We start from the raw sequence: 24,645 nt of genomic DNA, 5'->3' as shown, positions 1-24,645 counted from the left end.
TGCTGCCACTCCGCGTAGCGGCTCCGCCGACGCCACCGCCCAGCGGGAAACGAGCTCGGCTGGCTCCACGTCCGGCACGGTTCGCTCCGCACCATCCCCGCCACCAGCACGAGCGCCTACACGACCTCGCCCACGCCCCCGCCCGAACGGACCGGCTCGGCTCGGCCGATGCCACCGCCCCACCGGGAGGTCAGCTCGGCTGGCGCCGCGTCCACTGCGGCTCGATCTGCTGCCACTCCGCGTCCCAGCCCGCGTAGCGGCGGCGGTTCAGGAGGTGCAGGGTGCCCTTCCAGGTGAGCATGCTGAGCAGCGGGACGGCGGTGACGGTGAGCAGGGCGGCGGTCGCCGCGACCGCGATCGCTTCGCCGGTGCCGGCCGGTTGCGGGACGACCCGGCTGCGGTCGTCCACCCAGATCTGCACCGGGGTGCCGGCCCGCTGCCCGGAGGGGACGACCGCGCTCGCCAGGTGGTCGGCGCCGTCGGAGTTCCAGGCGACGGCGGCGCGGGTCGTGGTGATGCCGACCGCGGTCGGGACGTCCGCGACGAGCTGTGCCGTCACCGGGTGCCGGTCGGTGCTCTCCGCCCGGACGGCCCGGGCCTGGTCCTGGTGGACCGCGAGGCCGACGGCGATCGCCGCGGGGACTCCCCCGATCGCCACCACCAGCAGCGTTCGCGCCGCCCACCATTGCAGGCGGTCACTGCTCCGCCTCAGTGGGTTCTTCCGTTGCTGCGGATGCGCATGCATGCCGCCCGCCTCCTCGCCACACGTCCTGGCCCTGTTCTCCCCCAGCTTTTCGGGGACGGCGGTGCCGCCGCATGGTCCGGTCGGCCCTATTCGGCCCGACAACCGGCCCGGGTCGCCGGGCCGACTCGTCCCCTCCGCGGGGTCGGAGCACGCTGAAGGGAGGATCCGACAGCCGGGAGGACGCATGCGTACCGTGCGGGACGGCGCCTGGGTGGTGGCCCGCCCGGGGCCGGTGGACGCCGGGCCCGGGCCGCTGGTGTGGGAGCGACGGCCGCCGCCCGTCCCCGGCGGGACGGAGATCCTGGTCGAGGTGGAGGCGTGCGGGGTGTGCCGGACGGACCTGCACCTCGCCGAGGGGGACCTGCCGCCGCGGGTGCCGCGCTGCACGCCCGGCCACGAGGTGGTGGGCCGGGTGACGTCGACGGGTGCGGGGGTGCGGGAGTTCGCGGTCGGCGACCGGGCGGGGGTGGCCTGGCTGGCCGGGGTCTGCGGGCGCTGCCGGTACTGCCGCAGCGGGCGGGAGAACCTGTGCCCGGGGTCGACGTACACCGGCTGGGACCGGCACGGCGGCTACGCGGGGTTCGTCACGGCCGACGCCCGTTTCGCCTACCGCCTGCCGGAGGGCCCGCCCGCCGAGGAGCTCGCGCCGCTGCTGTGCGCGGGGATCATCGGCCACCGCGCCCTGGCCCGGGCCGAGTTGCCGCCGGGCGGCCTCCTCGGCATCTACGGTTTCGGCGCGTCCGCCCACCTGACGGCCCAGCTGGCGCTGGCCCGGGGCGCCCGGCTGGCGGTGTTCACTCGCGGCGCGGCGGCGCGCGAGCTGGCCCGGGAGCTGGGCGCGGGCTTCGCCGGCGACTCCTACGACCCGCCGCCCGAGCCGCTGGACGCCGCGATCCTGTTCGCCCCGGTCGGCGAGCTGGTGCCCGTCGCCCTGGCGGCGCTGGACCGCGGCGGCACGCTCTCGGTCGCCGGCATTCACCTCACCGACATCCCCGTCCTGAACTACCAGCAGCACCTGTTCCAGGAGCGCACCTTGCGCAGCGTCACCGCCAACACCCGCGCCGACGGCCACGCGTTCCTCGCCGAGGCGGCGCAGGTCCGTCCGACGGTCCGGGTCAACCGCTACCCGATGCACCGCGCCGACGCCGCCCTCGCGGACCTCGCCGCGGACCGGGTCACCGGCGTCGCCGTCCTGCTGGCGGAGTGAACCACCACCGCACGCTTCCGCCCGCTCAGAGCCGGCCGCGGTGCGCGGCCCGCACCCCGGCCCGGAAGCGGCTGTCGACGTCCAACCGGGCCGTCAGGTCGGCCAGCTGGCGTTTGACGGTGCGGCCGGGGACGCCCAGCTTGCGGCCGGCCGCCTCGTCGGTGCGGCCGGCGGCGGCCGGCTCCAGCAGGGTGCGTTCGGCCGAGGTGAGGCCCTGCCCGTCCACCGGGACGGAGGAGCCGAACGGGGTTGCCGTGGACCAGAGTTGGTCGAACAGTGCGCAGGCGACGGACAGCATGCCGGGGCTGTCCAGCTCCAGCGCGCCCTGCCGCGGGTCGGCCGGGTCGAGCGGGACGATGACGACCCTGCGGTCGACGATCACCAGCGGCGTCGGCACGATCGGGACGGTCCGCATCTCGCCGCCGAGGTCCGTCAGCCGGCGCGCGTGGGCCAGCGTGTCGGGGTCGTTGCGGAAGCTCTCCCGGCAGATCGCCCTGATGCCGACGCCCCGACGCAGCGCCTGTTCGTTGAGCTGCGCGGAGGCCGCCCGCGCGTCGGGCCGGTCCGCACCGCCCGGGTTGAGCGACCGGCACTCCGTCACGGCGTTCGCGGCGAGCTCCTCCAGGCGGCCCCGGACGGCCGGCTGGAGATCTTCGGCAAGACCGCCTCCGGCACCGTCACTCACGCCTTCCGGAGCAGCATCGCCTCTGCCTTCAGCACCTTCCGGGACCTGTAGCCGCGCAGCGCCGCCCACCCGGTGCCGGGCAGTCGAAACCGACTGCCCGGCACCTCGCGCTACCCGTGACTCGCTTCCAATTCCATCTCCGGTGCCACCACAGTGGATTGACGCATTGTCAGAACCAGCACGGCCAGCACGGCGAAGATCCCGGCGGCCGCGAACCCGGTGACGTGCAGCGCGCCGGTGAAGGCCTCCCTGGCGTGCTGCAGGAACACCGCGCCCTGCTCGGCGGGGAGTTCGCGGGCCGCAGCCACCGCGCCGGCCAGCGAGTCGGAGGCGCCGTCCATGCGGTGGCGGTAGACGACGGCGGCCAGCACACCCAGCAGGGCGAAGCCGAGCGAACCGCCGAGGTAGTTGCCGGTCTCCGACATCGAGGCCGCCGAGCCGGCCCGCTCCGGCGGGACGGAGCCGAGGACCAGGCCGGTGCCGAGGGCGAACAGCGGGCCCGTGCCGAGGGCCAGCACGGTGATGCCGGTCATCACCAGCACCAGCGAGCCGTCGACGGCGGCCAGCAGCAGCCCGCCGAGCGCAGAGCAGGCCAGGCCGCCGGCGATCGCGGTGGTCTGCTTCATCCGGCGGGCCAGCGCGGGTGCGGTCATGGTGCCGACGGCGACGCCGAGGCCCATGGGCGCGAACAGCATGGCCGAGACGGCCGGCGAGTGGTCCAGGACGTTCTGCAGGTACTGGGTGACCAGCAGGCCGGTGCCGGCCATCGCGACGCCGGCCAGCACCAGTCCGACCAGGACGGCCGCGAACGGCCGGCTGTGCAGCAGTCGCAGGTCCAACAGCGGTTCCTCGACCCGCAGTTGGCGGCGGACGAAGAGCAGACCGAGCACCGCACCGACGACCAGCGCGACCGCCGGCCCGAGCGACGAGCCGCCCGCGATGCCGTCCACGGCCAGCTGCTTGACGCCGTACACCAGCAGCAGCATCGCGGCCAGCGACAGCCCGACCCCGACCGGGTCCAACCGGCCGGCCCGGTCACTGCGGAACTCCGGGAGCAGCGCGGGCCCGGCGGCCAGCAGCAGCACCATCGGCGGGACGGCGATCAGGAACACCGAGCCCCACCAGAAGTGCTGGAGCAGCACTCCGGCGAGCACTGGCCCGAGCGCGCCGCCGGCGAACTGGCCGGTGGCCCAGATCGCGATGGCCCGGCCGCGTTCCCGCTCGTCGCGGAACATGTTGGTGATCAGCGACAGCGTGGACGGGGCGAGCGTCGCGCCGGCGACGCCCAGCAGGGCCCGGACCACGATCAGCATCAGCGGATCGACGGCGAACGCGGCCACCACCGAGAGCACGGCGAACGCGGCCGCGCCGGTGAGCAGCAGCCGCCGGCGGCCGATCCGGTCGCCGAGGGTGCCCATGGTGATGACCAGGCCGGCCACCACGAGTCCGTAGCTGTCGCTGATCCACAGCTGTTCGACGTTGTCCGCCCCCAGGTCGGCGCTGAGCCGCGGAAGGGCGAGCAGCAGTGCCGTCACGTCCATCGCGACGATCAGTGTCGGCAGCATGAGCAGGGCCAGCCCCCACCGTGCCCGGTCGACTCGCATGTTCGAATGCTCCTCTTTCTCTCGACTGTTCCGTCGTCCGGTCGGAGCGGAGGCGCGGTTCTTGACATCCCGCCGCCGGAGGACGCCGGAAATCTTGCGGAGATTTCCCGGCGGGGGATGTCACGACGGCGCCGGCGGCTCCGACCAACGGGTCGAGGGCCCCGGCCGGGGCCCGCGAGCGACGAGGAGTGCGAGATGAAGTTCCTGATCGGCCTGCACATCGACCCGGCGGTGCTGGACGCGCTGACGGACGAGGAGAAGGCCGGGCTCGGCAGCGGCCACGGCCGGTTCATCCAGGCGCTGAAGGACTCCGGCGAGCTGATCCTCACGCAGGCGCTGGTGGACCCGTCGCAGTCGGTGGTGGTGTCGGTGCGGGGCGGGCAGCCGGTGGTGACGGACGGTCCGTTCCTGGCGGCGAAGGAGTTCCTGGGCGGCTTCTACCTGCTGGACTGCGAGAACAAGGAGCGGGCGGTCGAGCTGGCGGCGCAGATCCCGGACGCCGCGATTCCCGGCCTGGGCGTGGAGGTGCGTCAGGTGCTGTTCTCCGACTGACACTTGGCGACAGGACAGCACCTGACGTCGAGGGCCTGCTGCGCGCACTCGCGCCGCCGGCCCTCGGCACGCCGGTCCGCAGGCCCTCGGCACGCCGGTCCGCCGGCCGTGACGGGCCTGTCGACGCCGATGCTGCCGACCCACGCCCACCGGGGCGCGCGGGCGACGGCGAGCCGCGCCGAGCACGAGCAGCGTCACCTGGAATCCCGGGCGGCAGAGGGGCGACCGCTCCCCCGACCGTCCGCTCGACGACCGCCCTCCCGATTGCCGCGACCATGACACGCCATCATGCCCCGGACATGACACTTCCGGGCGGCCGGGACTCCACATGCGTCGCTCCAGGAGCCCGCCTAGCGTGGGGAGAGGACATCGTCGATCCGACGATGACGTCCGTCCTTCCCCAAGGAGGCGTATCCGATGCTTGCCCAGACCGTGCTTGCTCCGCATCGCGCCACGGCGCCCGAACTCGGCACCGTCAAGGCGCTGATGACCGAGGACGAGTCGCCGGTCAGCGACGCGCCGCTGTACCGCCCCGAGGCCCTCGGCGTCCTGCTGCTCGCCCTGTTGCTCTCCCCGAAGGGTCCCAAGGAGAAGAAGTAGCACCGACCCGGCATCAGATCGGAATCATCGGAAGAAAGTGGTCCACCTATGCCGTTCGCCGAATCGCCCCAGCGGGAGTTCGCTGCCGCGACCGAGTGGGCGGCAGGCCGCACCCTCGACGCCCTCACCGGCGCCGAGGGCGCGGCTCCTCCCACCCCCGCTCCCGCCGCGCCGGAGCCGCAGGCCCTGCTGGCCGGCGTCCGCGTGCTGGGCCCGGACGTCTTCGCCCCGGCCCTGCTCACCGGCGCCCCGACCCCGCCGGAGACCACCGAGATCGTCGCCGAGGCGTTCCGGGTCTTCCCCTCCGACGAGTCCGGGATCCACACCTGGCGCGACCGGGCCACCGCCGAGCTCCTCACCCGGGCCGGCTACCCCGTGTCGGCCCCCACCCCGCCCCCGCCGCCCGACCCCGGCGAGGACGGCTGGCAGCGCTGGTCGGTGCGGATGGCGCAGCTCTCCTGCCTGGCCCTGCCGACCCTGGACGGCCCGGTGCACCAACGCGCCCGGGAACACCCGCTCGCGCTCGCCCGCGGCGCCGCCCGCGCCGTGCTGCGGCGCGACCACCGCACCTCCGCCCGGCTGGTCCGCTGGCTGGCCTGGCTGCACCGCACCGGTACCCCGGCCGCGCTGGAACTCCCGCCGCTGCTGCGCCAGTTGGCGCTGACCGGCGACGGCACCGCGCGCAGCGCCCTCGACCTCACCGTCGCCGCACACCTGGCCGCCGGATGAACCCGGCCGTGCTCGGGGACGCCCACCGGTTGGCCACCCGCGCGCTGGAGTGGCTGCACACCGCGCACGAGCAGGGCCACGGCGCCCTGCCGCCCGACGGGGGCGCCGACCTCTCCGACCCCGACAACGCGTACAAGCCGATCGGCGAATGCGCCCTGGCCGCCTCCCTGGTGCTGCGCGAGACCGTCTCCGGCCCCACCGAACGCGAACGCGCCCGGGTGCTGCTGGACTTCGGCTGGCAGCAGCTGCGCCAGGGCGAACTGCTGTACGAACGGCAGTTCCGGCACATGCTGCTCAGCGACCCGCTGGAGACGTACCTGCACTTCCACCGCTCCGGCTACCGGCACCCGGCGCTGGACGAACTGCTGTCCGGCCTCGACGGGCTGCGCGCCACGCACGCCGTGGAGACGATGCCGAACCGGCGCCTGGCCATCGCCAACGCCCGGCACGTGATCGGGCTGGGGAGCCGCTCCGACTGGGACGCGCTCGCCGCGGCGACCTGGCTGGGCGCCCGCCCCGAACCCTGGGCGATCGACTGGACGACCGGCTACAGCGTCACCCACACCGTCTTCCACCTCACCGACTGGGGTGCGCTGCCCGAACGGCTGCCCGCGCCGCTGCGCGAGTACCTGGCCGCCTGGCTGCCGGTGTGGGCCGACATCTGGCGGGAGACCGGGCAGTGGGACCTGCTCGGCGAACTGCTGATCGTGGACGCCTGCCTGCCCGAGCCGGTCTGCGACCCGCAGAACTGGGCGCAGCTGGTCGCCGCCCAGCGCGCGGACGGTCTGCTGCCGCGCGACCTGGACCCGGTCGACGAGGACCCCGAGCGGGCGTTCAAGGACAACGAGCACACCGCCGTGGTCGGCGTCCTGGCCGGCACCCTCACTCTCGCCCGCGCGCTCCGGTGAGCCCGGTGAACCCGGTGAGTCCGGTGAACCCGGTGCGCCCGGTGGATCCGCAGCTCGCCACCCTGACCCGCACCGTGCCGCGCGGCGCGGCCGTCGCCCTCGCCGTCGTCTCCCCCGACGGCGAGCGGCTGCTCTGCCACGGCCGGACCGACGGCAGCTCCGGCGAGCCCGTGACGCCGGACACCGGCTTCGAACTCGGCTCGGTGAGCAAGACGTTCACCGCCCTCCTGCTCGCCGAGCTGGCCGCCCGCGGCGAGGTCCGCCACCGGGACACCGTCACCGTCGCGGACGTGCCGCTCACCTTCCTCCACCTGGCCACCCACACCTCCGGACTCCCCCGCCTGCCGCCCGGCCTGCGGCGCTCGGCGCTGCCCGCCTGGTTCACCAACCCGTACGCGGCTTACTCCGTCGCCGAGTTGGACCGCGCGATGGGCCGGACCCGCTTGCGCAATCCGCCCGGTGACCGGGTGCACTACTCCAACTACGGCGTGGGCCTGCTCGGCCGGACGCTCGCCGAACGGGCCGGCACCTCGTACCCGGCGCTGCTCACCTCCCGGATCAGCGGCCCGCTCGGCCTCACCGGCACCGACTGCGAACCCGGCGCCGCCGTCGGGCACTTCCGCCAACGCCCCCTGCCGCCCTGGCAGATCCCCGCCCTGCCGGGCGCCGGCGCCGTCCGCTCCACCGCCCGCGACCTGCTGCGCTACCTCACCGTCCACCTCGATCCGGCCGCCGCCCCCACCGCCGCCCTGACCGCCGCGCTGCGCGACGTCCAGCGGCCCCGCCTGGTCAAGCCCCGCTCCACGGACCGGATCTGCCTGGTCTGGAACCTGCGCCCGACCGCCGACGGCGACGTCCTCTTCCACTCCGGCGGCACCCGCGGCTGCACCTCCTTCATCGCCTTCTGTCCCCGCCGCGGCACCGCCCTGGCCGCGTTGACCAACGCGGGCCCCCGGCTGGACGGCCGCTTCATCCAGACCGGCTACCGGATCTTCCGGGGCCTGTGACGCCCACGGGCCGCCGACGCTGGGTGCGTCGGCGGCCCGTGGGGTGCTGTCGGTCGGTCAGGCGGTGAACCAGCCGGTCAGGTCGGCGGTGACGTTCACCGTCCCGGTGGAGTTGTGGAACACCACCCGACCGTCGACCACCGGCACCAGGACCTGGTGCGAAACCGTCTGGCCCGGCGTCCAGTTGAGGCTGGAGGTGCCGGGGCGGTCGGCGCCGTGCGGGTAGGCGGTCAGGTAGCCGGTGTCGGTCGGGTCGGTGACCGTCACGTTCAGCAGCACGGCGGTCGCGCCGTACGGGACGCCGCCGACGCCGCCGACCTGGACGCTGACGATGCCGCCCGCGCCGACGGCGCCCTGCCGGGCGCCGGTCCCGTCGCGGGTGTCGAGCAGCCGCTGCGGGGTGGCCGGGGAGAACGTGCTGGTGCCGGTCGCCGAGTAGTAGCCGGCGACGTCGGCGATCAGGTCGACGGTGCCGGCGCTGTTGTGCAGGTCGACCTTGCCGTTCACCACGGGGACGGTCACCAGGTTGGCGACGGTCCGGCCGGCGGTGAAGTTGAGGTTCGACGTGGCGGGCAGCGGCTGCCCGTCGGCGTGGGCGGTGATCCAGCCGGTCGCCGTCGGCGACGCGGCCGTCAGGTTCATCACCACGGCGGTGACGCCGTCCGCCGGGACGCCCTTGACGCCCGCCACCTGCAGGCTGACGCTCTGGCCCGCGCCGACCCGGGCCTTGGGGGCGCCGGTGCCGTCACGGGTGTCGAGGAAGCGGGCCGGGGTGATCGGCGTGAGGGCCGAGCCCTGGTCGGCGGCGTCCGTGTAGTAGCCGGCGAGGTCGGCGACCAGGTCGACCGTGCCGGTGTCGTTGCGCAGGTCGACCTTGCCGTCGACGACCGGCACCGTCAGCTGGTTGGCCGTGGTGCGGTGGGCGGCGAAGGTCAGGCTCGGCAGGCCGGGCGCGGGCCGACCCGCGGTGAGGTGTCCGTCCTCGCTCGGGTCGACCGCGGTCACGTTCAGCACCACGGAGGTGACGCCGGTGGCCGGGACGCCGTGGGCGCCCGTCACCTGCACACTCACCGTCGAGCCTGCGCCGACCTTGGCCTTGGGGGCGCCGGTGCCGTCGCGGGTGTCCAGCAGACGGGCCGCGTCGAGCGGCACGAAGCGGGACTTGGCGGGGTCGTCGGCCGCGGTGACCTCGAAGGCGTTCGGGACGTAGCCCGGCGAAGGCTGGCCCTGGGTGTAGCCCATGCCGTCGCGCACCAGGTCGTACTTGCCCGGTGCCAGGCCGTTGGTGCTGACCAGGACGTGCAACTCGGTGCCGTCGGCGTTCGCCGACTGCGGCCAGACCGGATTCCGGCTGCTCGTGGAGCTGTTCTCCAGGTTGATCCGGCTGCCCACCGTCAGGCCGGTGCCCCGGATCACGGCCGGCACCAGGGTGCCGGCTCGGCCGGTCGCCGGGGCGACCGACTGCGGCGTGCCGTAGTCGGGCCTCGAGTTACCGGCCAGGCCCTGGAGGGTGTACTCGACCGGGGTGGGCGACTTGTCCGGGGTGACCATCAGCAGCGCCCGGCCGTCGGTGGAGCTCCAGTTCGTGCAGGCGCCGCCGAACTGCCCGTAGCTCTGGAAGCACTGGTAGCTGTTGTAGGAGTCGGTCCACTCGTTCGGGCCGGAGATCGCCAGCCACGGCGGCAGGAAGGGCCCGGCGGTGCTGGTGGTGCCCGCGACGGTGATGCCCTGGCCGGCCTTCAGGTCGACCACGCCGCAGTACGCGGTGTCGGTCTCGGTGAGGATGCCGCTGTGCTGCGGGAAGCCGTTCGCCGAGAGTACGTTGCCGTTGCACTCGGTGGCCCAGCCGTCCGCCCCGCCGACCTTCCAGGCGTCGACGTTCGCGTGGACCGCCTTGCCCTGGTAGCCGGACGCGACCACGAGAGCGACGTACGAGGTCGAGCCGGTCATCTTGCAGGAGACGCCCCACTGCCGGCACCGGACGTTGCCGTCGGCGTCCACGGCCATCAGCAGCGTGCCCGCCTCGTAGCGGTTGCCGGTGGTGCGGCTGCTCAGCCAGAACTTGTCGCTCGCCGCGCCGTTGACCCGCACGCAGCGGGCGTCCAGCGCCGAGGTGAAGTCGAACTGGGTGGACGGGCCGCCGACCGTGGTGGAGGAGCGGGTGGTGCACGGCGCGCTCGGCGAGATGTCGCGTCGCACCAGCTTGTAGGTGTCCGTCGGACCGCCGACCAGCACCGCGGTGTAGGCCGCGCCCGTCGTGAACTTGCAGGTGGTGGTGGAGCTGCCGAGGGTCGAGCAGACGGCGGCGCCGGTGCCGTCGGTGATGTAGACGGCCGCGTTCACCTGGTTCAGGTTGTTCGCGTAGTCCAGCATCTCGGCGGGCGAGTGCTGGGCGGCCGGGATGCTCAGGCAGCGCTGCGGGTCGGTCGGGCTCAGCGAGACCTCGGCGCCCCAGGAGCCGCCGTAGCCGGACTGCGGCCAGGCGGTGCAGCCCGCGTCGCTGTCGGTGCGGTGGATCGCCACCCCGTAGGGCCGGCCGGCGTTGGCGGTGAGCACGGCCCGGAACGGGGCGGTGCCGGTGAGCTTGCAGACCGCGTACGTGTAGCCGCCGTTGTCGCACTGCTTGACGCCGCTCGCGTCGTCGATCTCGACAGTGGCCGTGGCTCCGTCGGCGGGCGGCCGGTTGAGCAGGTACAGGCCCTTGCCGGAGGCGGTCGGCAGGGTCAGGCAGCGGGCCTGCCCGGCCGAGTCGAGCGTGCCGGTGACGGCGCCGGAGGCGAAGCCGTCGTCGGGGGTGGCGGTGCAGCCGCGGGTCTCGGTCGCCGAGCGCAGCGACATCCCGTAGGCGCCCGCGTCACCGGAGCTGCCGTCGAGCGCCCAGAAGTGGTCGCCGGCGGTCAGCGTGCAGTCGCCGCTCTGGCAGCTCTCCGGAGTGCCGTCGGCCCCGAACAGCCGGCCGTACAGGTACGTCCCGGAGCTGTTCGCCCAGTTGTAGAGGTAGTGGCCGTCGGCGGGCACCCGCAGGGTGCGGCAACGGGCGGTGGAGGTCAGGTCGGGGGCCTCGCCGAAGGCCTGCGGCTGCACCAGGGCGCAGCCCTCGGCCCGGGACAGCCGGGCCGCGGCGAAGGTGTAGCCGATCGCCTGGCCGGCGACCTGCTGGACCGTCACCCGGTAGGGCGCGGTACCGGTCAGTGCGCAGTCCAGGCCACGGCTGGAGTCGCCGCTGGAGGAGTCGCAGATCCGCGCTCCGGTGCCGTCGTAGACGGTCCAGGTGGCCTGGTAGTTCGGCCCGTAGGTGCGCAGGACGTCGCCCTGGGCGAGGTCGGTGAGATAGCAGTCGCCGACCGCGCCGGTGCCCAGCGAGCCGGTGAACGACTTGGCGGTGCCGAGCTTGCTGTCGTCGCCGGCCACCGTCCGGCACGCGGTGGTGGACAGCAGCGGCAGGTAGGCGACGGAGACCGAGTTGGTCCCCCAGGAGTTGCTCAGCTTCAGCGTGTAGGTGCCTGCCTGCGCGGTCGCGCAGCGGATCGCCCCGGTGTAGCTGCGCACGCTCTCGCAGGCGACGGCCGAGCCGTCGGGTGCGGTGAGCGTCCAGGTCAGGTAGTACTGCTGGGTCGCCAGCAGTTGGAACAGGACCAGGTCGTGACCCTGCGTCAGGTCGAACGTGGAACTCGTGGTGGTGTTCTCGCCCAGCGCGCAGGTGACGGGCGCCTGCGGGTCGAGCACCGCCGGGCAGGCCCCGGCCGGGTCGGACTCCTGCAGCGCCTTCGCGGCGGCCTGGTGCTCGGCCTGCGGGTCAGCCTTCGGTGCGGCCTGCGGCTCGGCCTTCGCCGCCTGCGGGGCGGCCGCGGCGGGCGTCTGCGGCGCTTCGGCCGCGGGCTTGGCCGCGGCGCCGGACGGGTCGGCGGCCGCCGCGAAGGCGGTGCCGGACTGTGCGATCAGCGAGGTGGCCAGCAGCGCACCGGCCGCGAACACCCCCACCGAACGCGCGTTTCTGCCGAAGAACGGCAGCACTCTCATCAAACCCCCCATGGTTCGACTGCCCAACACCGGTGCTGATCACCGGAGTTCGAGCAGGCGGATTCTAGCGGAGCGTACACACATCATCGCCACAACTTTTCGGACACTGTTTCGGACAGCCGGGTCGGGACCTGGACGTGCGGTACGGAACCTGTGTCCCGGATGAGAAACACAGGCGTCCTTTACCTCCGCGGTTCTGTGTATGGAGGAACCGTCACCCGGGACCCCCGGGCGGTAAAGGGCAGGTCCAATCTCCTTGCCGCTCATTGCAGTTGACGGGACACCATCACTAGCGTCGGTGACGGCTCAACCGTGCGATCACTCCCGGTGCAGGAGCCCCGGCGCCCCCAGTCATGCCGCCGCTCCTGCCTGCCCCGCCGCGTGTTCGGCCCGTCCGCCGCCCGCGGCCCCTCCGTTGTGCTCCGACCCCAGGAGGCAGTTCCTTGCGTACCCCCACCGCGCCCACCCTCATCAGCGCCGCCGCCCTCGCCCTCACCGCGTTCACCGGCCTGGCCGCGGCCTCGCCGGCCGACGCCCGGTCCGCACCCACCGCGTACAGCAAGGGCGGGGTGTCCTGGGTGCGGGCGTGCGACACGCTCGCCAAGGGCGACACCATGGGCTGCCACGCGCTGAAGGTCACCAACGCGACCCAGCACGTCCACGCCCTCGGCGTCACGCCGAACGCGACCCCGTCGGGCTACGGCCCGTCGGACCTGACGAGTGCGTACAACCTGCCGGCGAACGGCGGCGCGGGCGCCACCATCGCGATCGTCGACGCGTACGACGACCCGAACGCCGAGGCCGACATGGCGGTCTACCGCGCACAGTACGGCCTGCCGGCCTGCACCACCGCGAACGGCTGCTTCAAGAAGGTCAACCAGACCGGCGGCTCCTCGCTGCCGAGCCCCAACTCCGGCTGGGCGGGCGAGATCTCGCTCGACCTGGACATGGTCTCGGCGGTCGCGCCGAACGCGCACGTCATCCTGGTCGAGGCGACCAGCGCGACCATGGCCAACCTCGGCAAGTCGGTGAACGAGGCGGTCGCGCTGGGCGCCAAGTACGTGTCCAACAGCTACGGCGGCGGCGAATCCTCGTCCGACACCTCGTACGACAGCTCGTACTTCAACCACCCGGGCGTGGCCATCACGGTCTCCTCCGGCGACAGCGCGTACGGCGCGCAGTACCCGGCCGCCTCGAAGTACGTCACCGCGGTCGGCGGCACCTCGCTGAGCCGCAACTCCAGCACCCGCGGCTGGGGCGAGTCGGTCTGGTACACCAACTCCACCGAGGGCACCGGCTCCGGCTGCTCGGCCTACGACGCCAAGCCGACCTGGCAGAAGGACACCGGCTGCGCCAAGCGGACCGTGGCCGACGTCTCTGCGGTCGCCGACCCGGCCACCGGCGTCGCCGTCTACCAGACGTACGGCGGCAGCGGCTGGGCGGTGTACGGCGGCACCAGCGCCTCCTCGCCGATCATCGCGAGCGTGTACGCGCTGGCGGGGACGCCGTCCACCGGCTCCTACCCGTCCTCGTTCCCGTACGCGCACACCGGCTCCCTGTACGACGTCACCACCGGCTCCAACGGCAGCTGCTCGCCGAGCTACCTGTGCACCGCCACCACCGGCTACGACGGCCCGACCGGGCTGGGCACCCCTCACGGCACGGCGGCCTTCGCCGGCTGACGACGCTCCACCCGCGACCCGTCGAAGGGCGGTGGCGCGCAGGGACTCCCCTCCTCTGCGCGCCGCCGCCCTTCGGCGTTGCCGTGTCCCGAAGATCGATCGACCGTGACGGATCAGGACGACGCCGGGCGGATCAGCCGCTCGTCCGGGATCACCGCGACGCCGAGGATCTCGATCATCGCCTCCGGCTGCCACAGCGCGGTGGTGCCGATGCCGGCCATCGCCGGGTAGACCGGGCCGGCGAGCTCGCGCCAGACCTCGCCGATCTGCTTGCCGTGCGCCTGGTAGTCGGGGATGTCGGTGAGGTGGAGGGTGATGCTGACCAGGTCCTGCGGACGGCCGCCCACCTCGGCGAGGGTGGCGAGGACGTTGCCGAAGGCCTGCCGGAACTGCTCGACGATGCCGCCGGGGACGATCCGCATGTTCCGGTCGAGGGCGGTCTGGCCACCGAGGTGCAGGGTGTTGCCGCAGAGCGTGCCGTGCGAGTAGCCGCGCGGTTCGGGCAGCGACGCGGGGTTGACCGGAACGGGGGCCGAGTAGCTCGCCATGGAGGACTCCTGCGGGTCGGGTGCCGTCGGTGCGTCACCGTAGCAGCTATTGACAGTTCTGTGACGACCGCAGAACCATTGAAACAACGCGCCCGGCACCGGGTGGCGGACAGCGGTGCCGAAGTGGAGGTCCCTCCCATGCGTCTCGCAACGGTCGGCCGCCCGGACGGCGGCACCACCGCCGCCGTCCGGCACGGGGACGCCTGGCACGCGCTGCCGGCCCCCGACCTGTCGGCGTTCCTCCGCGCCGGCGCCCCGGTGCGGGCCGGCGCGGAGATCCCCGGCGCCGTCCCGGTGCTGCCGCTGCCCACGCCCGCCAAGGTGCTCTGCTGCGGGCTGAACTACACCGAGCACATCCGCGAGATGGGGCGTGAACTCCCGGCCCACCCCACGCTGTTCGCGAAGTTCGCCGACACCCTGACCGGCCCGGTGGACGACCTGGTGCTGCCGCGCGGCCTGCAGGTCGACTGGGAGGCGGAGCTCGCGGTGGTGGTCGGCGCGCCGCTGCACCGCGCCGACCGGGCGACGGCGCTGGCCGGGATCGCCGGCTACACGGTGGCGAACGACGTCTCGGTGCGGGACTGGCAGAACCGGACGACGCAGTGGTTGCAGGGCAAGGCCTGGGACGGGTCCTGCCCGGTCGGCCCGGAGGTGGTCACCCCGGACGAGGTGGACCCGGCGGCCGGGCTGGAGGTGGTCTGCCGGGTCAACGGCGAGGAGGTGCAGCGCGCCGGCACCGGGACGCTGGTCTTCGACGCCGCCGACCTGCTGGCGTACGCCTCCTCGTTCACCCTGCTGCGCCCGGGCGACCTGGTGCTGACCGGGACGCCCGGCGGCGTCGGCGCGGCCCGCGACCCGCAGCGCTTCCTGGCCGACGGCGACGTGCTGGAGACGTCGATCGAAGGCATCGGCGCGCTGCGCAACACGGTGCGCCTCACCGACTGACCGCCGCGCCCGGCGAGCCGCACCGCCGCCGGGCGCGGCAGAGCCGACGATCCATCAGAGCGAACCCTCTCGAACCGACCCCCCAGCCACGACGAGGAGCTTCCCATGGACCCCACCCCCGGCAACTCCCCCGACTACAGCTCGTACCTGCTCGACGGCGACAACTCGATGTACGCCACCGAGAGCGGCCTGGTGGTCCCGGTGGTGACCAGGGCGGGCGACGAGCCCGGGGACACCGGGCAGTCGGCCGGCGCCACCCGGATCTCCGGCATCAGCATCCAGCACACCCCGGCCACCCGGCTGTGGTTCGGCAAGGTCGGCAACGAGCCGGGCTACCGGTCGGTGCCGCACCACCACGGCGAGGCGGAGACCGGCGGCTACGTGCTGTCCGGCCGGGGCCGGATCTACTTCGGCGCGAAGTTCGCCGACTACGTCGACCTGGCGGAGGGCGACTGGGTGTTCGTCCCGCCGTTCATGCCGCACGTGGAGTGCAACGTCGACCGCAACCGCCCGCTGACCTGGATGACCACCCGCACCCCGGAGAACATCGTGGTCAACCTGCCCGAGGTGCCGGACGCGGAACTGCCCGACTGGCTGGACCGGCCCTGATGGCCGACACCACCTCGGAGTTCTTCGGCGCGGCCGTCGCCCTGGAGCCCGTCGCGCCCGAGCACTTCGACCTCGCGTTCACCGCCGTCACCCAGCCCTGCCCGTGGCCCAAGGCCTACGGCGGCGACCTGGTCGCCCAGGCGGCGGCCGCGGCCATGCGGTCGGTCGAGGACGGCAAGGTGCTGCACTCGATGCACTCCTACTTCATGCGGCCCGCCGAGATCGGCGAACCGGTGCGCCACGAGGTGGAGCTGCTGCGCGACGGCCGCGGCTACGCGACCCGGCAGGTGCGCGCCTACCAGCGCGGCAAGGCGCTGTACGTGTGCCTGGCCAACTTCGCGACGGGCGAGCCCGGCGGCAGCTTCGCCGCCGCGCTGCCCGACTGGGCCGCCGACGGCCTGCCCGGTCCCGAGGAACTGCCGGGCTCCGCCGCGTACTTGGCGGAGCGCTCGGGCGGGACGATGACCGGGGCGTCCAAGGAGTACTGGTCGGCGGGCCGCAGCTTCGACCTGCGGCACGTGCCCGGCCCGGTGTACCTGTCGGTGGACGGCGGGCGGGCGCCGCACCAGGCGGTCTGGGTGCGGCCGTTCGACGCGCTGCGGCCGGTGGAGGGGTTGAGCGAGGCGCAGCGGGACGCGGCGGCGCTGGCGTACGTCTGCGACTACACGGTGCTGGAGCCGGTGCTGCGGGTGCTGGGCCTGGCGTGGGCGCGGCCGGGGCTGGTGACGGCGAGTCTGGACCATGCGATGTGGTTCCACCGTCCGCCGCGCCCCGGGGTGCTGGACGGGTGGCTGCTGTACGCGCAGCAGGCGGTGGCGGCGGAGTCGGGCCGGGGCCTCGGCGAGGGGCGGTTCTTCACGCCGGACGGGGTCCATCTGGCGACGGTGGTCCAGGAGGGCATGATCCGGGCGGGGGACGGCAGATGACGGAGTCCGGTTTCCGTGACACCTTCGCGCGCGACCACCTGCCGCCGGTCGGGCAGTGGCCGGTGCTGGAGTTCACCACCGAGCTGCTGCAGTATCCCGAACGCCTGAACGCCGCAGTGGAGTTGCTGGACCGCCAGGTGGCGGAGTTCGGCCCGGACCGGCCGGCGCTGCGCACGCCGGGCGGGGAGGTGTGGACGTACGGCGAGTTGCAGGCGCGGTCGGCGCAGGTCGCGCAGGTGCTGACCGAGGACCTGGGGCTGGTGCCGGGCAACCGGGTGCTGCTGCGTTCGCCGAACAATCCGTGGGCGGTGGCGGCCTGGCTGGGCGTGCTGCGGGCCGGCGGGATCGCGGTGGCGACCATGGCGGCGCTGCGGGCGCGGGAGTTGGGGCCGATCGTGGCGAAGACCCGGCCGGCGGTGGCGCTGGTCGACCACCGCTTCTTGGACGAGGTGCGGGGCCTGGCCGGGGTGCACGGTCTGCCCGGCCTCGCGGTGGTGGCGGTCGGCGGCGACGCGGCGGACGACCTGGTGCGGCGGGCGGCCGGGAAGGCCGGCCGGTTCGCGGCGGCGGACACGGCGGCGGACGACGTGGCGCTGTTCGGGCCGACCTCGGGGACCACCGGCGTCCCGAAGGTCACGGTGCACTTCCACCGCGATCTGCTGTCGATCGACAACACCTTCGGCCGGTGCACGCTGCGGCTGCGGCCGGACGACCTGGTGGCGTGCACGGCGCCGCTGGCGTTCACCTTCGGGCTGGGGATGCTGGTGGTGTTCCCGCTGCGGGCCGGGGCGTGCGCGTTCCTGACCGAGTCGGCGACGCCGGCGGAGCTGGCCGCGCTGGTCGCGGAGCACGGGGTGACGGTGCTGGCGACGGCGCCGACCGCGTACCGGCAGATCGTCAAGTCCGGTCTGGCGCAGCGGCTTTCGGGATTGCGGGTCGCGGTGAGCGCGGGTGAGCACATTCCCCGGGAGGTGTGGGAGCGGCTGCGCGCGGAGACCGGTCTGCGGGTGGTGGACGGCATCGGGGCGACGGAGCTGCTGCACATCTTCGTCTCGGCGGCCGGGGACGAGATCCGCCCCGGTGCGACGGGCCGGCCGGTGCCGGGGTTCCGGGCCGCGGTGCTGGGCCCGGACGGCGAGGAGCTCGGCCCGGGCGTGGAGGGCCGGCTGGCGGTGATCGGCCCGGTCGGCTGCCGCTACCTGGACGACGAGCGGCAGGCGGACTACGTCGTCAACGGCTGGAACGTCACCGGGGACACCTTCGTCCGCGACGAGGACGGCTACTTCTGGTACCGGGCGCGCAGCGACAACATGATCGTCTCGTCCGGCTACAACATCGCGGGCCCGGAGGTGGAGGCCGCCGTGGACACCCACCCGGACGTGCTGGAGTCGGCGGTGGTGGCCGCGCCCGATGCCGAACGCGGCTCGGTGGTCTGCGCGTTCGTGGTGCTGCGGGCGGGCGCGGCGGCGGACCCGGCGACCGCCCGGAGCATCCAGGACCACGTGAAGCAGCAGCTCGCGCCGTACAAGTACCCGCGCGAGGTGCGGTTCGTCGAGGCGCTGCCGCGCAATCCGAGCGGCAAGCTCCAGCATTTCCGGCTCCGTCGGCTCGTCGAGCACTCGGCGGCGGGCACGGCGGGCGACGGTACGGCAGTGGAGGGCACGGCATGAGGATCGCGGTGGTCGGCGGCGGGCCCGGTGGGCTGTACTTCGCCTCGCTGATGAAGCAGTTGGACCCGGCGCACCGGGTGACGGTGTGGGAGCGCAACGCCCCCGAGGACACCTTCGGCTTCGGCGTGGTGTTCTCCGACGAGACGCTGACCGGCATCGCGGGCGCGGACGAGGCGGTGCACGCCGCGATGGAGCGCGGCTTCGCCCGCTGGACCGACATCGACGTCGACTTCCGCGGCCACCGGTTCACCGTCGGCGGGCAGGGTTTCGCCGCGATGGGCCGGCAGGAGCTGCTGCGGATCCTCCAGCAGCGGGCTGCGGAGCTCGGCGTGCGGGTCCACTACCGCACTCCGGCGCCGGGCGTCGAGGAGCTGCGGGCCGGCCACGACCTGGTGCTGGCCGCGGACGGGGTGCACTCCGCGGTGCGGGCCGAGCGCGCCGAGGTGTTCCGCCCGTCGCTGGACCGGCGGCGCAACAAGTACATCTGGCTCGGCACCGACCTGGTCTTCGAGGCGTTCCAGTTCTTCGTCAAGCAGACGCAGTGGGGCACCATGCAGATCCACGGCTACCCGTACTCGGAGGCGGGTTCGACGTTCATCGTGGAGATGCACGAGGAGGTGTGGCGGCGGGCCGGTTTCGACCGCACCGACGGGCGGGAGTTCGGGCCGGGCGAGTCGGACGAGCACGCGGTCTCCCGGATCGCCGAGATCTTCGCCGAGGAGCTGAAGGGCCATCAGGTCCTGTCCAACGGCTCGCGCTGGCTGAACTTCACCACCGTCCGCAACGAACGCTGGTACGACGGCGAGGTGGTGCTGCTGGGCGACGCCGCGCACACCGCGCACTTCTCGATCGGCTCCGGCACCAAGCTCGCCATGGAGGACGCCCTGGCGCTGGCGGCCTGCCTGCACGAGCAGCCGTCCGTGCCCGAGGCGCTGGCCGCGTACCAGGCGGAGCGCAAGCCGGTGGTGGAGTCGACGCAGCGGGCCGCGCAGGCCTCGCTGGAGTGGTTCGAGAACATCGGCATGTACGCCGACCAGGAGCCGGCCCAGTTCGTCTTCAACCTGCTGACCCGCTCGCGCCGGATCACCTTCGAGAACCTGAAGGAGCGGGACGCGGAGTTCGCGGCCCTGGTGGAGGGCGAGTTCGCCGCGCGGCAGGGGACGGCGGCGGCCCCGGCGATGTTCCAGCCGGTGCGGATCGGCGCACTGGAACTGAACAATCGGATCATCGTCTCGCCGATGGACATGTACTCCGCGACGGACGGCGTGCCCGGCGACTTCCACCTGGTGCACCTGGGCTCCAAGGCGCTCGGCGGCGCGGGCCTGGTGATGACCGAGATGGTCTGCGTCTCCCCCGAGGGCCGGATCACCCCGGGCTGCGCGGGCCTGTGGGACGACGGGCAGCGCGAGGCCTGGCGGCGCGTCACCTCCTTCGTCCACGAGCGCAGTTCGGCGAAGCTCGGCCTGCAGCTCGGACACTCCGGCCGCAAGGGCTCGACCAGGCTGATGTGGGAGGGCATCGACGAGCCGCTGCCGGACGGCAACTGGGAGGTGATCGGCCCGTCCCCGCTGCCGTACGGGCCGGGCTGCCACGTGCCGCGCGAGGCGACCCGGGCCGACCTGGACCGGGTGGTGGCCGACTTCGAGGCCGCCGCCCGGCGCGGGGTGGACGCGGGCTTCGACCTGATCGAGGTGCACGCCGCGCACGGCTACCTGCTCTCCTCCTTCCTCTCCCCCGTCGCCAACCGCCGCACCGACGAGTACGGCGGGAGCCTGCAGCGGCGGCTGCGCTTCCCGCTGGAGGTGTTCGACGCGGTCCGGCGGGCCGTGCCGGAGCGGATCCCGGTGACGGTGCGCATCTCGGCGACCGACTGGCTGCCGGACGGCACCACCGCGGAGGACGCGGTGGAGATCGCCCGGGCCTTCGTCGAGCACGGCGCGGCGGCGATCGACGTCTCCTCCGGGCAGGTCGCCAAGGACGAGCGGCCGGCCTACGGGCGCTCCTACCAGACGCCGTTCGCCGACCGGATCCGCCACCGGGTGGCCGCCCCGGCCGGGGTGCAGGTGATCGCGGTGGGTGCGATCTCCTCCTGGGACGACGTCAACTCGATCCTGCTGGCCGGGCGCGCCGACCTGTGCGCGCTGGGCCGCACCCAGCTGTACGACCCGCAGTGGACGCTGCACGCGGCCGCCGAACAGGACTACCGGGGCGCGGGCGCCGAGTGGCCGGTCCAGTGGCGGGCCGGTCGCCGCCGGCCGCCCACCTCGCGCACCGACCGGGTCCCGCCGCGGCTGTCGCTGCTGCGCGACGGCGCTCCCGGGACGGTGCACCTGCGGTGGACGCCGGGCCGGATCGAGGTGTCCGCATGACCACCGCGGTCCGATCATCGGTTCGGCGTCCGCCATACTCGGTGGGATGAGCGAGACGATGGAGGCCCGGCCCGCCGCGGCGCGCCGTTCCCGGACCGTGCTGGTGACCTTCCTCGGCGCCGTCGTCCGCAAGCTGGGCAACTGGATGCCGATCGCCGGCACCGTCGAGCTGCTCACCCAGGCCGGCCTGGACGCCTCCAGCGTCCGCACCGCGGTGTTCCGCCTCAAGCAGCGCGGCTGGCTGGAGGCGCAGACCCGCTCCGGGGTGCGCGGCTACGCGCTGACGCCCGCCGCGCTGGAGGCGCTGGCCGCCGGCGACGAGGTGATCTGGCACGCCCGGCAGCCCGCCGACCTCGCCGACGGCTGGTGCCTCGTCAACTTCTCGGTGCCGGAGTCCGCCCGGGCCAAGCGCCACCAGCTGACCGCGCACCTGGCCGCGCTCGGCTTCGGCAACATCGGCGCGGCGGTGTGGATCGCCCCCGCCCGGATGCTCCCCGCCGCCGTCCGGGCCATCGCCGAACTCGACCTGACCGACCAGTGCGCCGTCTTCACCGGCGACCACGTCGGCGGGCAGGACCTCGCCGGAATGGTCCGCAAGGGCTGGGACCTGGCCGAGATCGACCGCCGCTACCGGGAGTTCCTCACCGACCGCACGGCCGAGGCCGACCTGCTGGCCACCGCCGCGTTCGTGGACGGCCGGGACGCCTTCGTCGGCTACCTGTCGGTGGTCGACGACTGGCGCAAGCTCCCGTTCCGCGACCCCGGCCTGCCCCCGCAGGTCCTGCCGCCGGACTGGTCCGGCCCCGCCGCCCTCCACCTCTTCGAACGCCTGGTCGCCGCCCTGGAGGGCCGCGCCCTGGCGCACGCCGCGCCCTACTGGTCCGCCAGGGGGCGCTGAGCCGCCGAGCGCGGGCAGCGGCCGAACGTGCGGGTCGACCCCGGTGGCGCACGGTGTCCGAACCGCCCGCCGGCGGCGCTCGGCACGCTGAGTCACCGCCCGGCCGCCCGCCGATCGGTTGCGGAACCGCGCGAGCACCGGCCGGCTCGCCCCGTCCGGGCCCAACTCGCGCGGACCGGACGGCCCGTCGCTCTCGGCCCCTCGGCGGCGCGCCGGCGGTCGCGTCCCCTTCGTCGCGGGCCGCCGAGCACCGGGCGCGGCCGACAACAGCCGCACCGCTCCGACAGGCCGGATCCGGCCGGTGCCGAGATGATCGGGGGTGGGCGTCCGCCGGGCGCCGAGAACCGGCGGCCGCAAGAACCGCGAGGAGGCCTCTGATGGCGCAGGAGTCGACCACGGCGATCCGGGCCGTGCCGGGCGCGACGCCCGAGGAGCGGGCGGCGCTCGGACGGGCGGCCCGGCGCCGTGCCCCGCGTTCGAGCCACGCGGAGTTCCGGCCCGGGAAGAACCGTCCGGACCCGCTGAAGATCCTTCAGGCGCAGTCGGCGACCCGAGTGCCCGAGCTGGTGCCGATCCGGTACGCCCGGATGACGGAGTCGCCGTTCCGGTTCTACCGGGGCGCCGCCGCGATCATGGCCTCGGACCTGGCCGGCTCGCCCGACTCCGGCATCCGGGCCCAGCTGTGCGGTGACGCCCACCTGCTGAACTTCCGGCTGCTGGCCTCGCCGGAGCGTCAACTACTGTTCGACATCAACGACTTCGACGAGACGCTGCCCGGCCCCTGGGAGTGGGACGTCAAGCGGCTCGCGGCCAGCCTGGTGATCGCCGGACGCGCCAACGACTTCGACGACGGAGTGCGGGCCGACATCGTACGGGCGACCGTCCGTGCCTACCGCGAGTCGATGATCCGCTTCGCCGGCATGCGCAACCTCGACGTCTGGTACAGCCGGATGGACGCCGACCAGCTCCGGACGCTGGCCACCGAACACCTCCGGAAGCGCGGCCGGAAGGCGCTGGACCGCAGCATGGCGAAGGCCCGTACCCGCGACAGCCTCCAGGTCTTCGACAAACTCACCCGGGTGAGCGACGGCGAGGTGCGGATCGCCCCCGACCCGCCGCTGCTGGTGCCCATCGACGAACTGCTGCCGGAGATCGAACGCGCCGCGCTGGAACGGGAGTTCCACGGCATGATCGAACGCTACGGCCGCACCCTCGCGTCCGACCGGCGCAGCCTGCTGGCCGACTACCGGCTGGTCGACGTGGCCCGCAAGGTGGTCGGCGTCGGCAGTGTCGGCACCCGCTGCTGGATCTTCCTGCTGCTCGGCCGCGACGGCCGCGACCCGCTGTTCCTCCAGGCCAAGGAGGCCGACCAGTCCGTCCTGGCCGCCCACCTCGGCTCCGGCGCGTACGACAACCAGGGCGAACGGGTGGTCTCCGGCCAGCGGCTGATGCAGGCCGCCAGCGACATCTTCCTGGGCTGGGAACGGGCGCTGGGCATCGACGGCAAGCGCCGCGACTTCTACGTCCGCCAACTGCGCGACTGGAAGGGCATCGTGGTCGCCGAGGACCTGCTGCCGGCCGGCATGAAGGCGTTCGGCGAGATCTGCGGCTTCACCCTGGCCCGCGCCCACGCCCGCTCCGGCGACCGGATCGCCATCGCCGCCTACCTGGGCAACGGCGACGCGTTCGACCGCGCCCTGGTGCCGTTCGCCGAGGCGTACGCCGACCGGAACGAACGCGACCACCGGGCGCTGGTCGACGCCGTCCGGGCCGGCCGGCTGCCCGCCCAGGAACTGCCGGAGCATTAGCGCCCGTCCGGACCGGACGCCGGGCCCGGAGCCACTGACCGTCAGGGCTGTTCGGTCGAAAAGGGGCGGCGTAGGGTGGCCGTGAACCGAGCGTCCGGTCCGAAGCGACACCCCTCGTGCGCTTCGTGACGGACGGTCCGCGCGATTCACCATGCACAGTGCGCGACGCACGCGGGATTTGGCATGAACACATTCTGCGATCAGCTGATGATCCGATACCTGGATCCGGCCCGGATCCAGGACCTGCTGGTACCCGCCGACGACCCCGACAAGAACCGGCTGCGCTCGCTGCTGGCGTCCGTGTACGAGCCCAGCACCCTGGAGGTGCGGGTCCTGGCGGCCCCCCGCGTCCTGACGACGCAGTTCCAGGTTCCGCTCGACGACCCGCTGACGGTACGGGCGAACTGGGAGAAGCTGCTGCCCGACACCGCCCAGGCGCGGGCCGTCCTGGAGGTCCCGCGCACCGGCCCGCCGCTCTGGATCGACGTCGCGCTGGACACCCGGGTCACCGCCCAGGTCGCGCTGACCAGTGGCGCGCTGGACGCCCTCGCCTCCGAGGACCTCACCGGGCTCTCCCAGCAGGAGTTCGCCGCCCGGTTCGCCTTCCTCGACCTCGCCGACCTGATGCGCCGTGCCCACGTGGCCGACTACCAGGAACTCCAGGCGGAGTTCCCCCGGCTCTACCGGCTGCACTACGCGCAGCCCCCGCCGTTCGACCCCGCCGCGCCCGGCCGTGACTTCCGACTGCGCATCTCGGCGCTGGTCTTCCCCGACCTGGACGACCTCGCCGGTGCGCTGCGCCGCCTGGTGCAGAGCCGGCAGGCGCTGGACGAGTCCCGTCCGCACCCCGACGCGTACGACGGCGGGGCGGTGCTGGCCGCCGGCGCATGGCTGGCGGTCTTCCCCCGGGCGGCGACGTTTCCGAACCCCGAACCCGCCGGCCTGGAGCAGCAGGTGACCGACCTGCTGGCCACGGACGGCTTCGTAGCCGCATTCGAGACCACGACCTGAGCGAGAGGGCGCCGCTGGAACCTGAAGACCCGAAACCTGCAGACCACCTTCGAAGCCCGCCGGCCGGGACCGCCCCGGACGAGTTCTCGCCCGGCCCAGGATCGGCCCGGACCGACGCGCCG

The 24,645-nt window shown here is 73.8% G+C and carries 20 protein-coding genes; 15 read left to right on the top strand and 5 right to left on the bottom strand.

Annotated features, from left to right (window positions below; translation table 11 throughout):
- Positions 1-190: 190 nt before the first annotated feature.
- Entirely contained in the window at positions 191-658 is a 468-nt protein-coding gene (locus CG736_RS14240) for a hypothetical protein (RefSeq protein ID WP_157815579.1), read from the bottom strand.
- Between the two features lie 271 nt (positions 659-929).
- On the opposite strand from CG736_RS14240, the gene CG736_RS14235 reads away from it, so the two are divergent.
- On the top strand, positions 930-1,952 hold the full coding sequence (locus CG736_RS14235; protein WP_100586577.1) for a zinc-dependent alcohol dehydrogenase family protein: 1,023 nt from the start codon (positions 930-932) through the stop codon (positions 1,950-1,952).
- A 25-nt stretch (positions 1,953-1,977) separates the two neighbouring features.
- On the opposite strand, the gene CG736_RS14230 is transcribed toward CG736_RS14235, so the two are convergent.
- Together CG736_RS14230 and CG736_RS14225 are read right to left on the bottom strand one after the other, a co-directional pair.
- Positions 1,978-2,637 (bottom strand): LuxR family transcriptional regulator, encoded by a 660-nt coding sequence (locus CG736_RS14230; RefSeq protein WP_100586576.1) that lies wholly within the window; start codon positions 2,635-2,637, stop codon positions 1,978-1,980.
- Positions 2,638-2,747: 110 nt separating this feature from the next.
- The gene (locus CG736_RS14225; RefSeq protein WP_100586575.1) at positions 2,748-4,241 is read right to left on the bottom strand and encodes an MFS transporter; all 1,494 of its coding nucleotides are present in this window, start codon (positions 4,239-4,241) and stop codon (positions 2,748-2,750) included.
- 195 nt (positions 4,242-4,436) lie between these two features.
- Between CG736_RS14225 and CG736_RS14220 the strand changes: the two genes are divergently transcribed.
- The 5 genes from CG736_RS14220 to CG736_RS37685 all read left to right on the top strand — a co-directional run bounded on the left by CG736_RS14220 (position 4,437) and on the right by CG736_RS37685 (position 8,037).
- On the top strand, positions 4,437-4,793 hold the full coding sequence (locus CG736_RS14220; protein WP_100586574.1) for a YciI family protein: 357 nt from the start codon (positions 4,437-4,439) through the stop codon (positions 4,791-4,793).
- A gap of 417 nt (positions 4,794-5,210) precedes the next feature.
- Positions 5,211-5,393 (top strand): hypothetical protein, encoded by a 183-nt coding sequence (locus CG736_RS14215; RefSeq protein WP_100586573.1) that lies wholly within the window; start codon positions 5,211-5,213, stop codon positions 5,391-5,393.
- A 48-nt stretch (positions 5,394-5,441) separates the two neighbouring features.
- Entirely contained in the window at positions 5,442-6,122 is a 681-nt protein-coding gene (locus CG736_RS14210) for a hypothetical protein (RefSeq protein WP_100586572.1), read from the top strand.
- Entirely contained in the window at positions 6,119-7,030 is a 912-nt protein-coding gene (locus CG736_RS37690) for a hypothetical protein (protein WP_232733988.1), read from the top strand. The genes CG736_RS14210 and CG736_RS37690 overlap by 4 nt, the downstream gene beginning before the upstream one ends.
- A 5-nt stretch (positions 7,031-7,035) precedes the next feature.
- Positions 7,036-8,037: a serine hydrolase gene (locus tag CG736_RS37685; protein ID WP_232733987.1), complete on the top strand. Its 1,002-nt coding sequence runs from the start codon at positions 7,036-7,038 to the stop codon at positions 8,035-8,037.
- A gap of 57 nt (positions 8,038-8,094) precedes the next feature.
- Here CG736_RS37685 and CG736_RS14200 read toward each other — a convergent pair whose 3' ends face one another.
- Positions 8,095-12,057 carry a hypothetical protein gene (locus CG736_RS14200; protein WP_157815578.1) on the bottom strand — a complete coding sequence of 1,321 codons (3,963 nt, stop codon included), beginning with the start codon at positions 12,055-12,057 and terminating at the stop codon, positions 8,095-8,097.
- A 443-nt stretch (positions 12,058-12,500) separates the two neighbouring features.
- On the opposite strand from CG736_RS14200, the gene CG736_RS14195 reads away from it, so the two are divergent.
- Positions 12,501-13,739: a S53 family peptidase gene (locus CG736_RS14195; protein WP_100586570.1), complete on the top strand. Its 1,239-nt coding sequence runs from the start codon at positions 12,501-12,503 to the stop codon at positions 13,737-13,739.
- A 113-nt stretch (positions 13,740-13,852) separates the two neighbouring features.
- On the opposite strand, the gene CG736_RS14190 is transcribed toward CG736_RS14195, so the two are convergent.
- Entirely contained in the window at positions 13,853-14,287 is a 435-nt protein-coding gene (locus CG736_RS14190) for a RidA family protein (RefSeq protein ID WP_100586569.1), read from the bottom strand.
- Between the two features lie 138 nt (positions 14,288-14,425).
- On the opposite strand from CG736_RS14190, the gene CG736_RS14185 reads away from it, so the two are divergent.
- The 8 genes from CG736_RS14185 (at position 14,426) to CG736_RS14150 (ending at position 24,523) form a co-directional block, all read left to right on the top strand.
- Positions 14,426-15,232 (top strand): fumarylacetoacetate hydrolase family protein, encoded by an 807-nt coding sequence (locus tag CG736_RS14185; protein ID WP_100586568.1) that lies wholly within the window; start codon positions 14,426-14,428, stop codon positions 15,230-15,232.
- A gap of 105 nt (positions 15,233-15,337) precedes the next feature.
- Positions 15,338-15,841, top strand: coding sequence for a cupin domain-containing protein (locus tag CG736_RS14180; protein WP_043907673.1), 504 nt, complete (start codon positions 15,338-15,340; stop codon positions 15,839-15,841).
- A complete protein-coding gene (locus CG736_RS14175; RefSeq protein WP_100586567.1) occupies positions 15,841-16,767 on the top strand; it encodes an acyl-CoA thioesterase II in 927 nt (308 codons plus the stop codon). The genes CG736_RS14180 and CG736_RS14175 overlap by 1 nt, the downstream gene beginning before the upstream one ends.
- Complete coding sequence (locus CG736_RS14170; RefSeq protein ID WP_100586566.1) at positions 16,764-18,437, top strand: AMP-binding protein; 1,674 nt, start codon at positions 16,764-16,766, stop codon at positions 18,435-18,437. Before CG736_RS14175 ends, CG736_RS14170 begins: the two co-directional genes overlap by 4 nt.
- Positions 18,434-20,806 carry a bifunctional salicylyl-CoA 5-hydroxylase/oxidoreductase gene (locus CG736_RS14165; RefSeq protein ID WP_100586565.1) on the top strand — a complete coding sequence of 791 codons (2,373 nt, stop codon included), beginning with the start codon at positions 18,434-18,436 and terminating at the stop codon, positions 20,804-20,806. Before CG736_RS14170 ends, CG736_RS14165 begins: the two co-directional genes overlap by 4 nt.
- A gap of 46 nt (positions 20,807-20,852) precedes the next feature.
- Entirely contained in the window at positions 20,853-21,704 is an 852-nt protein-coding gene (locus tag CG736_RS14160; RefSeq protein ID WP_232733986.1) for a PaaX family transcriptional regulator C-terminal domain-containing protein, read from the top strand.
- 377 nt (positions 21,705-22,081) lie between these two features.
- On the top strand, positions 22,082-23,512 hold the full coding sequence (locus CG736_RS14155) for a DUF2252 domain-containing protein (RefSeq protein ID WP_100586564.1): 1,431 nt from the start codon (positions 22,082-22,084) through the stop codon (positions 23,510-23,512).
- Positions 23,513-23,719: 207 nt separating this feature from the next.
- Positions 23,720-24,523, top strand: coding sequence for a hypothetical protein (locus CG736_RS14150; protein WP_157815577.1), 804 nt, complete (start codon positions 23,720-23,722; stop codon positions 24,521-24,523).
- Positions 24,524-24,645: the final 122 nt, after the last annotated feature.

The sequence above is a fragment of the Kitasatospora sp. CB02891 genome (genome assembly GCF_002803145.1).
GTDB classification, from domain to species: Bacteria; Actinomycetota; Actinomycetes; order Streptomycetales; family Streptomycetaceae; genus Kitasatospora; species Kitasatospora griseola.
This window is presented reverse-complemented; position numbering and strand designations above follow the sequence as displayed.